At 58.7% G+C, this 13,005-nt stretch carries 8 protein-coding genes; 2 read left to right on the forward strand and 6 right to left on the reverse strand.

All coding sequences use genetic code 11. The features are described from left to right. Positions 1 to 2 precede the first annotated feature (2 nt). Positions 3 to 440, reverse strand: a complete 438-nt coding sequence (locus AC1D2G_RS16785; RefSeq protein ID WP_477415406.1) for a response regulator — start codon at positions 438 to 440, stop codon at positions 3 to 5. A gap of 391 nt (positions 441 to 831) precedes the next feature. Between AC1D2G_RS16785 and AC1D2G_RS16790 the strand changes: the two genes are divergently transcribed. Continuing rightward, the gene (locus AC1D2G_RS16790; RefSeq protein ID WP_477415408.1) at positions 832 to 1,068 is read left to right on the forward strand and encodes a hypothetical protein; all 237 of its coding nucleotides are present in this window, start codon (positions 832 to 834) and stop codon (positions 1,066 to 1,068) included. 269 nt (positions 1,069 to 1,337) lie between these two features. Here the strand turns inward: AC1D2G_RS16790 and AC1D2G_RS16795 are convergent, their stop codons facing one another. The 5 genes from AC1D2G_RS16795 to AC1D2G_RS16815 form a co-directional block, all read right to left on the reverse strand. Further along, the gene (locus AC1D2G_RS16795; protein WP_477415410.1) at positions 1,338 to 3,413 is read right to left on the reverse strand and encodes a response regulator; all 2,076 of its coding nucleotides are present in this window, start codon (positions 3,411 to 3,413) and stop codon (positions 1,338 to 1,340) included. 10 nt (positions 3,414 to 3,423) lie between these two features. Then, positions 3,424 to 9,129, reverse strand: coding sequence for a HAMP domain-containing protein (locus AC1D2G_RS16800; protein WP_477415595.1), 5,706 nt, complete (start codon positions 9,127 to 9,129; stop codon positions 3,424 to 3,426). A 201-nt stretch (positions 9,130 to 9,330) separates the two neighbouring features. After that, positions 9,331 to 10,476 carry a YihY/virulence factor BrkB family protein gene (locus AC1D2G_RS16805; protein WP_477415412.1) on the reverse strand — a complete coding sequence of 382 codons (1,146 nt, stop codon included), beginning with the start codon at positions 10,474 to 10,476 and terminating at the stop codon, positions 9,331 to 9,333. Then, entirely contained in the window at positions 10,457 to 11,461 is a 1,005-nt protein-coding gene (locus AC1D2G_RS16810; RefSeq protein ID WP_477415414.1) for a L,D-transpeptidase family protein, read from the reverse strand. Before AC1D2G_RS16810 ends, AC1D2G_RS16805 begins: the two co-directional genes overlap by 20 nt. Positions 11,462 to 12,046: 585 nt before the next feature. Next, positions 12,047 to 12,580 (reverse strand): inorganic diphosphatase, encoded by a 534-nt coding sequence (locus AC1D2G_RS16815; protein ID WP_477415416.1) that lies wholly within the window; start codon positions 12,578 to 12,580, stop codon positions 12,047 to 12,049. 112 nt (positions 12,581 to 12,692) lie between these two features. On the opposite strand from AC1D2G_RS16815, the gene AC1D2G_RS16820 reads away from it, so the two are divergent. Further along, the gene (locus AC1D2G_RS16820) at positions 12,693 to 12,902 is read left to right on the forward strand and encodes a hypothetical protein (protein ID WP_477415418.1); all 210 of its coding nucleotides are present in this window, start codon (positions 12,693 to 12,695) and stop codon (positions 12,900 to 12,902) included. The last annotated feature ends 103 nt before the right edge of the window (positions 12,903 to 13,005 follow it).

A 13,005-nucleotide genomic window follows, 5' to 3' on the forward strand; every position in this document is an offset into this window, starting at 1 on the left:
TTTCAGCCACTCCGAACTCCGCCGCGAGCCTTGCTCGAACTGACCAAGGCTTGGCTGTCGTCGACATCGCCTGCCAATGTGAGCGCGGACCGGACGGCCTCGATCAGATCAGATGGCAGACAGGGCTTTGCAACCCACTCGCCCTTGAGGAATATCGGGTGATGGAAGCCAGAGTTGGCAACGCTTGCCGAATGGACGACAAACGGAACGTTGCGACTGTAGAGCAACTGGGCGATTTCTATGCAATCGCCATCCTGCAGCTCGATGTCCATGACCACCACATCTGGTGAATGAGCACGAAACCAGCCGAGCGCGGCCCTGTTAGATGAAAAAGTGGCTGCGACCTGGAAGCCTGCGTCGCGCAAATGGTCTTCGAGATCCACCGCAACCAGCGCTTCGTCCTCCAAGATGACAACCGCTGCAGCCGTCCGGCCGTCCATGGCTTGGCCCTCCGTGGATTTGCCAGGAACATTTTAACATTTCTTGGAGGGTTCGCTACTTTTTTGCGGAATCGTACGCTCGGGTTGGACCTGCGCATGTTAATCACGTGGCGGTCTGGGTTGAGGTTGCCCCCTTCGAGCGGTGCTCCTTCTCCACGTCGAAATTTAAGTGTCGGGCTGGCATGAGAGGTGGCCCGCTGCCAGGGCACGGCAACGGGCCTTTGACACAAGCCGGACAAGGATTTCTGAGACGGGCATCCGACCGGCATTTTCAACGAGGGATGCGAAATTTTGTTCCCGCGCCGCACGCGCTTGACTAAGCCTTGGACATGGTCGGGGGATTGCATTGGAGATTTGGTGGCTGTGACAGCCACCGTGCGAAGGCGAGTCAATGACGACCACCGTCAGCGTCTCGATTCCGTCCTACGATTTTCCGCACTCGATCCGAGATTCATCCAAGGTCAAACGCGGCCAGCAGCTAGAGTTGACTGGTGAGGTCATGCGCATCGATGACAAGACCGTGACGATCGCCCTGGGGCCGCTGGTGACAGTCGCCATCGACAAGGTGCGGCTGGTAGAGAAATACCGGTCGCCGACCCGCAAGTCGCTGCGAGGCATGGTCGACTAAGGTAAAACCCGAGCCCCGATTTACCAACCATTGCCGGGCCGGATTGCAGCTCTACCTCACCGGGCGCAGGATCGTCCCGCGGGGAGAGGCAAAATGTCTGTTATTTGGGTTGGTGGAACAGCCATTGTCGTCTTGGCGTTCGTCGCGGTCGTGGCCGTGGACTACATGAGCAACAGACCGAAGCCACACTGAAGCGCTAGCGCTTCTTAGGGTTTCGGCATGATCTCCTCGATCCGCACCTTGTCGCCAATCTCCCTTACTGGGCTCCTCTACCCTGCGTTGATCGCCTTGGAGCTGGCATGGGCGATAACGTGGAAGATGCTCTCAATGAGATCCTTTTCGCGGAATGGCTTGCTTAGCAGCGGGACGTCCGACGGACGATCGGCAATCGCGCTCGCATCAGCGTATCCGGTTATGATTACCGCTGGCCAATCCGAGCGGAGATTGCGCGCAAACCGAATGACCTCCACTCCGGATACCAGGGGCATAGCGAAGTCTGTGACGATTACGTCGAAATCATGTGGCGTCCGTTCAATAGCCGCCAGCGCCTCGGCGCCCCCTGCTGCACAGGTCACGGAGAAACCCCGCTGCCGCAACGATTCAGCCGTCAGATGCCGAAGTGCGCTGCTGTCGTCAATCAGAAGGATCGAAGGGCGTTCGTTGCCCGCATAGACCAGAATTGGCTCTTTCGCGGATTCAACCACATCGCGGGCAGGCTGCTCGACCGAACGTGGCAACCACAGCTCCATGGCAGTTCCGCGTCCAACAACACTGTCTATGCGCAGCGAACCGCCGGACTGCTTCATGAAACCGTAAACCGTGCTGAGCCCTAAGCCCGTGCCTTTGCCGACTGGCTTTGTGGTGAAGAATGGTTCGACCACCTTGGTCAAAATATCCGGCGCGATGCCGGCACCGGTGTCCCTGACAGCGATAACCACATAGTTACCAGGCGCCAGGTCTTCTGATGCCGTCGTAATCGTCCGATTTTGCGCGTGCACGCTAATTGTTCCACCCGATGGCATGGCGTCGCGTGCGTTGAAAACCAAATTCATCAAGGCGAGTTCAAGCTGCCCGGCATCGACATGAACCGGCCAAACCGCATCATCGATCCGCCAGTCGAAGCGGATTAGCCCTCCCAGGACCGGGGCGACCAACCCGTTCATGGTGTCGCCAAGCGCTGCAAGCCGCACGGCTTCCGGCTTCAGGGTTTGACGCCGCGAGAAGGCGAGCATTCGCGTAACAAGGTCAGCACCTTGTTTTGCAGAACGCCGCATCAGGTCGAGAACCTGTTGTGACTGATCATCCAACGTCCCTTGACGTTCTAGCAGTCCCAATCCGCTGAGAATTGCGGCGAGCAGATTGTTGAAATCATGAGCCAAGCCGCCCGTTAGCTTGCCGATTGCGTCAAGACGCTGTGATTGTAGCAGCTGATTTTCAAGGCCGCGCCGCTCGGTAAGATCAAGCAACGTGCCCCGTATCTCCGGGTCGCGGCCATCAGAGCCGTTCGACATCACACCTTGGTCAAGAAAGATGCGATACTCACCATTGGCGCATTGCCAGCGGAATTCGCACGTATAGGAGCCGGTGATTTTTGCCTCGCGAAGTGCCTGTTTCAATCTTGGTAGATCGTCGGGGTGGACCCGGCTGAGGCCGAAGGCCGGATCGGCGGTTAGATCTTCGGCCGAAAACCCGGTCAGGCGCTCGACACCATTGGTCACAAAGCGCGTCGCGAAGGGTGGCTCGGCTGCACGCGCATGGAAGCAGACAGGCAGCGAACTCAAGATAGTATCCTGCCGTTCCTCCGCGCTGCGCAGAGCCCGCTCGGCCTGGAGCTTTTCCTTCTGCGACTGCAGCGCCTGCGCAAGCAGCCCTTGTTCGACCGCCGCCTTTCGCTGGATCTCCAGTGTCTTTTCGTGAAGCTCGACGAAAACCGCGACTTTCGAACGCAGCATTATCGGATCGAATGGCTTGAACACGTAGTCGACCGCGCCGGCATCGTAGCCGCGCAGCATATGGGCGTCCTCTTTGTTGATAGCGGTGAGGAAGATGATTGGCGTGCGCTTGGATTGCTCGCGCTTGCGGATAAGCGCGGCCGTTTCATAGCCGTCTATTCCCGGCATAAGCACATCCAGCAGGATGACGGCGAAGTCCTCCTTCAGCAGAAAGCGCAGGGCCTCTTCGCCGGATTGGGCGCAGATGACGTCCCCGGTTGTAGCGAGAACTTCGCTGATCGCCAGCAGATTGCGTTCATCGTCGTCCACGGCAAGGATGCGTGCTTTTGCGGGCCGTTCGGCCAGTTGCCACGCCTCAAGTTTTCTGACCCTGTTTCTGGGAAGCTTTTGCATGGACCGGCCGTCAGTTCGCTGCCATGAGCATTTTTTCCGGAGTCTCGGTGCGTGACCGAGAACGACCGATCCAGACGCGAAGCAATGCCAGCAGCAGATCAAGATCGACCGGCTTGGCGATATAATCGGAAGCACCGGCGTCCAAGCATTTTTGCCGATCGCCCTTCATCGCCTTGGCGGTAACCGAAATGAGCGGGATGTGGGCAATCGAGGGCGTGCCTCGTATGCGCCGCATTGTCTCGTAGCCGTCCATCTCCGGCATCATGATATCGATCAATGCCGCGTCGACGTCGGGGGTCTGTTCCAGAAGCGCGATGCCGTCACGGCCCCGCTCAGCGTGCATAACCTGTATGTCGTAGGTCTCCAGGACGCTGGTGAGCGAGTAGATGTTGCGGATATCGTCGTCGACGATGAGAACCTTCGCCCCCGCCAGATCGGACTTGCCGTTCTGTTCGGTTGCGCCCTCTTCGCGCCCTTCTCCCGGCAGTGTTGCCGACATATGAAGCGAGAGCTGAGCAAAATTTTCGGCCCGGGGCGCATTCGCAAAAGCCGGGTTCAATGCCAGCACCTGTTCAAGCGCATCCGGATGAGGGGCAAAGAACAACAACTGCGGCAGGCCCTCGCCGAATTGGCCAGTAACCTCGTCCAGCGTTTGTGCGTTGTCCTTGGCAGAGCGCCCAAAGCCAAGCACGATAGCGTCATACGAGGCCACGCCAACGTCGTCCGCATTTGCCGCGAGACGACCGACCGCAGTGACGGAGGTCACGCCGTCGCGGATCGCTTCGACAAGCGATAACCGGCGATCCGGATCGGCATCTGCGACCAGCACGCGGCGCTGGATACGAAGCTTCTTGGAATGGATGTCCTGGAACACCTTGATTAGTTCATCAGAGGACACCGGCTTGGTTGAAATGCTGGACGCTCCCTTGCGCGCAAGACTTTCGATGTCTTCCGCACCTGAAATGACGTGGACGGGAATTCCCTTGGTCTTCTGGTCATGACGCAACAGATCGAAAAGCACCCAACCGTCGATGTCCGAAAGCCCGAGATCAAGCGTAATTGCGTCGGGAACGAGCTTACGGGCCAATGCAAGAGTGCCGGAACCCGCGTTCGACAAGACGCCTTTCAACCCGGCCGCGCGTGCGAGACCAAGCAGTAACCCTCCAAAGGTCGGATCGTCTTCGACGATCAGCACAACCCGGTCGGTCGGAGAGATGGAATCGCGGTCGTCAATCAGCTCTGCTGAAGGCGGACTGCCAAGCGATGCCGATGCAGCTACGGCGTCCGTCGGAGGAAGCAGGGCCGTTTGCGCCGCCGCCACCCGGGGACCGGCGAATGGGATGACGAGAGTAAACGTCGACCCTTTGCCCGGTGTGCTTTCGACCCTCAGTTCGCCGCCAAGTAAGCGGGCGATCTCCCTGCTGATCGAGAGCCCGAGCCCGGTGCCGCCATATTTGCGGCTGGTGGTGCCGTCGGCTTGCTGGAAGGCTTCGAAAATTAGCTTCTGCTTGTCTTCCGGAATACCGATGCCGGTATCGGTCACAGCGATCGCGAGCGCCTTCGCCGGGTGCGCGGCGCTGTTGCGCCGCCCGGTCTTCTCGACCCGGAAATTCAGGCTGACCTCGCCCTCCGAGGTGAACTTGAATGCGTTCGAAAGCAGATTGAGGACAATCTGCTGCAGGCGCTTCTCGTCCGTGCGAACCGTATCGGGAAGTGCCGGGTCCACCTTGATGGTGAAGCCGAGGCCTTTGTCGGCCGCAAGCTGACGAAACGTGCGTTCCATATGCTGGCGCAGATGCGACACCGGCATATCGTTGATATCGATGGAGACCGTACCAGACTCGATCTTCGACAGATCGAGGATATCGTTGATGAGGCTGAGAAGGTCGGTTCCGGCAGAGTTGATAGTGCGCGCGAACTCGACCTGCTTTTCGTTGAGATTGCCCTGCTGGTTGGTCGCAAGCAGGTTTGAGAGAATAAGCAGCGAGTTGAGCGGTGTGCGCAATTCATGGCTCATGTTGGCCAGGAACTCGGATTTGTACTTGGACGTAAGCGCCAACTGCTCGGCCTTCTCCTCCAATGCGCGTCGTGCCATCTCGATTTCGAGATTCTTGTTTTCCACCTGCTTCTTTTCGTTTTCGAGCAGCTGCGCCTTTTCCTGCAGCTCCTCGTTCGTCGCATGCAACTCTTCCTGCTTCTTGGTCAGTTCGGTCTGACGCGCTTGCAATTCTGAGGTCAGCAGCTGCGACTGCTTGAGCAGGCCCTCGGTGCGCATCGTCGCGGCAATGGTGTTGAGAACGATGCCAACGGACTCCATCAGCTGGTTAAGGAACGACTGATGCGTGTCGCGGAATTCGCCGAACGAGGCAAGTTCGATGACGGCTTTCACCTCGTCCTCGAACAAAGCGGGCAGGATGATGACATTGGCCGGCGAAGCGCTGCCGAGACCAGAGGTGACGCGCAGGAATTCAGGCGGCACATTGTCGAGCATGATGGCACGCTTGTCGGCTGCACTTTGCCCGACCAGGCCCTCGCGCAGATCGAGGCGCTGCTTGATGGACGCCTTGCTTTCAGCACCATACGACGCCGCCAGCTCGAGATAGGATTCCTCCTCGTCTCGATTGGTTACATAGAACACCCCATATTGCGCGTTCACCAGAGGAGCAAGCTCGGACATGATCAGCCGCGAAACGGTCGCAAGGTCGCGCTCGCCTTGCAGCATTCGCGAAAACCGGGCGAGATTGGTCTTCAACCAATCCTGCTCGGCATTTTTCAGCGTCTGATCCTTCAGGTTGCGGATCATTTCGTTGATGTTGTCTTTGAGGGCGGCGACTTCGCCAGACGCTTCGACGCTAATCGAGCGGGTCAGATCGCCCTTCGTGACGGCCGTTGAAACCTCAGCGATGGCGCGCACTTGGGTGGTCAGATTTGCGGCGAGCTGGTTGACGTTGTCGGTCAGATCGCGCCAGAGGCCGGCCGCTCCCGGCACGCGCGCCTGTCCGCCGAGCTTGCCCTCGATACCCACCTCACGAGCCACGTTGGTCACCTGGTCGGCAAAGGTGGCCAGCGTTTCGATCATGCCGTTGATGGTGTCGGCCAGAGAGGCGATTTCACCTTTGGCGTCCACTGTCAGCTTGCGCTTGAGATTGCCCTGCGCCACCGCCGTCACGACGTCGGCGATGCCACGCACCTGATTGGTCAGGTTCGTCGCCATCAGATTGACGTTGTCGGTCAGGTCTTTCCAAGTGCCGGCGACACCTTCGACACGAGCCTGACCGCCAAGCTTGCCTTCGGTGCCTACCTCACGCGCGACGCGGGTCACCTCGCCGGCGAAGGAGTTGAGCTGGTCCACCATGGTGTTGATGGTCGACTTCAGCTCAAGGATTTCGCCCTTCACGTCGACCGTGATCTTCTTCGACAGATCACCGCGTGCGACGGCGGTCGTCACTTCGGCGATGTTGCGCACCTGACCAGTCAGATTCTCGGCCATGGAGTTCACATTGTCGGTAAGGTCCTTCCACGTCCCGGCAACGCCGCGCACCTGCGCCTGACCGCCGAGCTTGCCTTCGGTCCCAACCTCACGCGCCACGCGCGTCACTTCGCCCGCGAAAGAGTTGAGCTGGTCGACCATGGTGTTGATGGTCGATTTCAGCTCGAGGATTTCGCCCTTCACGTCGACCGTGATCTTCTTCGACAGATCGCCTAGCGCCACCGCGGTCGTGACCTCGGCGATGTTACGCACCTGGCCGGTCAGATTGGCGGCCATGGCATTGACGTTGTCAGTCAGGTCCTTCCAGGTGCCGGCAACCCCGCGCACCTGTGCCTGACCGCCCAGCTTGCCGTCGGACCCGACCTCGCGGGCGACGCGTGTCACTTCCGACGCGAAAGAATTCAACTGGTCGACCATCGTGTTGATGACGTCCTTGATCTGCAAAATCTCGCCCAAGGCATCAACAGTGATCTTCTGTGTCAGGTCGCCCGTCGCGATGGCTGTCGCCACCTTCGACACGTCGCGCAATTGTACGGTCAGATTGCCGGCCATCGCATTGACGTTGTCGGTCAAGTCCTTCCAGGTGCCGCCAACGCCTTCGACATGAGCCTGTCCACCAAGCTTGCCTTCCGACCCCACTTCGCGGGCGACGCGCGTGACTTCCGAGGCGAAGGAATTCAACTGATCGACCATCGTGTTGACAGTGTCTTTGAGCTCCAGGATCTCGCCTTTGACGTCGACGGTGATCTTCTTTGACAGGTCTCCACGAGCGACCGCCGTCGTCACCTCGGCGATGTTGCGCACCTGCCCGGTCAGGTTCGCGGCCATCAGATTGACGTTGTCGGTCAGATCCTTCCACGTGCCGCCGACGCCCCTCACCTCGGCTTGGCCGCCGAGCTTGCCTTCGGTGCCGACCTCGCGCGCCACGCGGGTGACCTCCGAGGCAAACGAGTTCAGCTGATCGACCATCGTGTTGATGGTGTCCTTAAGCTCAAGGATTTCGCCTTGTACCGCCACGGTGATCTTCTTCGACAGATCGCCCGAAGCGACCGCCGTCGTCACCTCGGCAATGTTGCGCACCTGACCGGTCAGATTCTCAGCCATGGAGTTGACGTTGTCGGTGAGGTCCTTCCACGTGCCAGCGACGCCGCGCACTTGTGCCTGACCGCCGAGCTTACCCTCGGTCCCAACCTCACGCGCCACGCGGGTCACTTCGCCAGCGAACGAGTTGAGCTGGTCAACCATGGTGTTGATGGTCGATTTCAGCTCAAGGATTTCGCCCTTCACATCGACCGTGATCTTCTTCGAGAGATCGCCCAGCGCCACCGCGGTCGTGACCTCGGCGATGTTACGCACCTGGCCCGTCAAGTTTTCGGCCATAGAATTCACATTGTCGGTCAGATCCTTCCATGTCCCGCCGACGCCCTCGACGCGCGCCTGGCCACCGAGCTTGCCTTCTGTGCCGACCTCGCGAGCCACGCGCGTCACTTCCGACGCGAAGGAATTGAGCTGGTCCACCATCGTGTTGATGGTGTTCTTCAACTCGAGGATCTCGCCCTTAACGTCGACGGTAATCTTCTTCGAGAGATCGCCCGAGGCCACCGCGGTGGTGACCTCTGCGATGTTGCGAACCTGTCCGGTCAGGTTGGTCGCCATTGCGTTGACGTTGTCCGTAAGATCTTTCCACGTCCCGGCAACGCCTTTCACGCGCGCCTGGCCGCCAAGCTTGCCTTCGGTGCCGACCTCGCGTGCGACGCGTGTCACTTCCGAGGCGAAGGAGGCCAGCTGGCCGACCATGGTGTTGACGATCTTGCCGATGCGCAGGAATTCACCGCGCAGCGGTCGGCCGTCGATTTCGACCATCATTGTTTGGGAAAGGTCCCCCTTAGCGACCGCGCCGATGACGCGGGCAACCTCGGCTGTCGGCTGAACCATGTCCTCGATCAGCTCGTTGACCGACCTGACGCTGGACTCCCAACTCCCAGTGGCGTTTCGAACGCGACCGCGCTCGCCTATCCGCCCATCCTTGCCGACGACCCTGCTGAGCCGCTCGAACTCACGCGTCACCTGATCGTTGAGATCAACAATTTCATTGAAAGTCTCTGCGATCTCGGAATCCAGACCTTCGTAAACGTTGTCCATGCGAATTGAGAAGTCGCCGCGCCGAAAGGCTTTCAGAGAATTCAATATGCTTCGACGGTCCAACTGCTTTTTGGATGCCTGCACGGTCACAGCGCCACTCCCAGCCTTGGTGGATTCTATGTTGGATGAAAATGCCCCCGCGGCGAGATGGTGCACCCCACCGCAACGCGAAAAACGTACCAGTCTGGATATGGTTCCATGGTGGTTGTCAGGCTTCTTCGAGCTTTCGCTGCTGAGCCGTCAGCAGCCTGCGCTGTCCCGACGTGAGCCATCGGCTTCATCACGTCACGGACGGCCAAGGACAAGCAAAAGCGCGGTCATCGTTGCGCTGGCGCACGCAACCGCTATCAGCGCTACAACGCCACCGGAGTTGGATTTTCGCTTCGCGCGAAAGGGAACCTCTGTTGTGGGCGAAGCACTGTGAACCAGAGCGTCCAGATCGGACCGGCTGCCGTGTCGAACGGAATAGGCGCGAGTGAATTCGGCTCCGAGAAGAAAGATCTCCGATGAGTAGTAAACCCAGAGGAGGATGACGAGCAGTCCACCGGCGGCACCATATGAGGATGCGATCGCACTGGTGCCGATATACCAGCCGATAAGTGACTTTCCGAGCGTGAACAAAGCAGCGGTCACAACAGCACCAATGGCTACATCGCGCCATTCTAGGGTCCGATCGGGTAACACTTTGTAAATTGCGGCGAACAACGCCGAGATCAGGAAAAACGAAACGATGGCGTTAATCACGCCGAGTACGATGGTTCCAAACGGCAGATAGGCATTGATAAAATTGCCCAGAGCCGAAATGGCGGCACTTGCAATAAGAGAAACCAGCAACAGGAAGCCGAGCGCGGCCACCAAGCCCAGACTGGCGGCGCGGGCCCGCATCAGACGCGACAAGGAAGTGCCTTGCGGCTCGACCTTCCAAATTGTGTTCAGCGATTGCTGCATTTCGCCAAAGACGCCAGACGCGGCCACCAACAAGGTGACTAGCCCGATTACTGTAGCCCAGGTGCCGTACAGCTTGCTCGATGCACTCTCCAGCGCGGTCTGAAGGAGATCGGCGCTTTCTGGCCCCATCAGTCCTGAGATTTGGGCAGACAAGGCCACTTGTGCGGCATCATGACCGAAAGCGAGACCCGCGATAGCGACCACAATCAGCAGGATCGGCGCCAGCGACGTGGCGGCATAAAAAGCCATCGCAGCACCATGACTAAGAGCATTGTCGTTGATGAAGCCGATTACGCTTTCTCGCATCAAATCCCATGAATTTGTGATCGAGGGCTTCACTTTAAGTCCGTAGCCAGTGAGTTCAAATAGCGTCATTAGAATGCGCCAGAACTGCCGATGTTCCGAACGGGTCGCGCCATTGGGTGCGACCGCTAAAATGCGCAAAGCCAGGAGGTGCTCTGGCTTAATCGGCTGGCTTTTCAACAGTATCCTGCATGTCGCCCTTGAAGTTAACTTTCGTGCGTTTCTGCACCATAGACGCGAGGTCTTCGGCATCCCAATTGGTCAGCCGAATGCACCCATGCGAAAAAGTTTTGCCGATCTTGCCTGGTTCGGGTGTGCCGTGAATACCGTAGCTCTCGATTGAGAGGTCGATCCAGATCGATCCCACGGGATTATTCGGCCCGGCAGCGATGGTAAAAGGTCGCTTGGTCTTGACCCCCTTGAAAGCGAAGTCCGGATCATAGTGATAGGTAGGGTTGTGCACCACGCGTTTGACCTCCGCCGTGCCGCTCGGCGCCGGCTTCTCGCTGCTTCCGATTGATGCTGGGTAAACGGCTATCAATTTGCCGGCTGGATCGAGCACGCGCACCAGGCGAGCGTCCTTGTCCACCTCAACGCTGATAACGGCGACAGGAGGATCGCCCCGCCCGACATCGGGTACCGTCAAGATCACGCCGGCCCTTCCGAAGCCGGCGCGGGGATTGAGCCTCCTCAGCAATTGTTCGCTAATATGGAAGCGTTCCGCCAGCTTCTCTACCGCGCTGCGATAGCCCAGCCGCGGCAGACCGGCCATCCGCTCCATGCGGGCCGGAATCCGCTTGGTAAAGGGGCCGCGTACATCCTTGGGTGTCAATTCGTAGGTCATCAGGACAGGGTTGGCGGAGGTTGCCACCAGCTTGTCCCAAGTCTCCAGGGTGAGCTTGCCATCAGAGGGAAATCCGTTCGCGGCCTGAAAGGCGCCAACCGCCTTGGCGAAGTTCTCTGAAAGCCTGCCGTCGATCTGGCCCGGCGAGAAGCGCGAGCGATCCAAAAGAATCTGCGCCTTCAGCACGGTAGGATCAATGCCCCTCGGTTCACCGGTGCCGAAGTGGGCTTGATTGACGACGGTCGGGGTCAGTTTGGCCGCCTCTGTTTGGCCGCATGCCATAGTGAGTGCGGCGGCGACGACGAAAAGGAAGCGGTTCATTCTGATCCGGTTATTTGTCATAAGTTGGCCAAGGCGAAGACAGCGAACAGCGCGGTGACCGCTGCGCAAATAGGCACAGCTAGAAGCAATCCCGCCTCTAGCAACGGGGTCTTCTTGTCGCTGAACATTAGGGTTTGCCTCATACCGCTTCGTCGAAGATAGAGGGCTCGCAGGCTTCAACAGAGGAAGCGAGCGAACCCTATCGGCGCAGGAAGGGACACAGCTGCGACGATCTAGAAATTTAACCAAGAAATGTTCCGATCGCGAGATAGGTGACGGCGGCCGCGAATACCGGAGCGAGCAACCAACGCGCTTGAGCAACACTTCTATCCACCTGATTTCTCCGAACTTTTCCGGAGAAACAACATCCCTGAAGGCAGGCTGTTCCACGCAACGTCATGGGTAAGACCATTGCGGTTTTTGGTGGGACTTTAGCCCCATGCTCGGCGTGCAAGCAAAGCGATTGGCGATGGCCTTTCGTTCGGCTCATCGTCAGCGAGAGATCGAGATGGATCCGCAACCTCAGTCCGGCGCAGCGATGAGTCGAAACTCCTGCCGAGACGCTCAAGGTCGCGCCATGACACCTCAATGACTCGCTGCGAAAGCACTCATTCCTTTTTTGATTGCCCTCCGAGCTTCTGCACCGTTCTGCCACCCCTTAAACTTTATGGTCTTGCCGGTTCCAACCACGGACGAGTGAAAGAACAGCTCGATCTCGCGCCGCAAGTCATCGGGGACATGATCCGCCGACACCGGCTCGTCGGGAGCATCTTCTTTGTGGGGACACAAGACATAGCGGTCGTTGCGCAGGACCTTCCCGCCCTCGTCTTTTTGCTTGACACGCAAGGCGCCCAGCAGATCGCATTTGATCACAACGCCAGGCGCGGTCGATGCCTGATGGATCACAAGCCCATCCAGAGGGTCACCGTCTTCGCCCAAGGTAGATGGAATGAAACCCCAGTCATAGGGATATGTCATTCCGACCGGCAGGGGCCGGACGTAGCCAAACACCTGCGTTCCCGGATCGAACGCAAGCTTCGCCGCGGCGCCGCGTGGGGTTTCGATCACTACGCGAATGAGGCCTTTGGTGGTCGTCGGCAGCTTCAGGTAGTTGGGCATCGAGACGCCTCTCTTTCGGGTTGACTATCTGTCCGTCACCAATCGCTCGGGCACGCGATGGAACTTCAGAGCGCACGGAATGTTCCGAAGAGCCACTAAGGAGAGGTCCGATATGACAAAAGCTTCTTTGCACATGCTGAAGGGAGTGGGTTATCTCATCTCGACGACGAGCGTCATCATGCTCGCTATCGTAAGCTGGTCGAGCGCTTCGAAAAGCGATGTGCTCACAGCCTGCCTGGTTGGCGGCGCAGTCTTATCGATCCTTGGCATGTTCTGCCGTTGGATAACATATGAGGTTGAGAAGCGCCGAGAGAACAACTAGCCGGCGGATGGGAGGCTGGCGCGTTCTGGATGATAGCGATGGCGCTTGCCTGCAGTCACTCGAAGGCGGGCTCGGTGCGCCCGCCTTCGACCTTCAACCTAAA

The organism is Mesorhizobium sp. P2_C7, assembly GCF_056404515.1.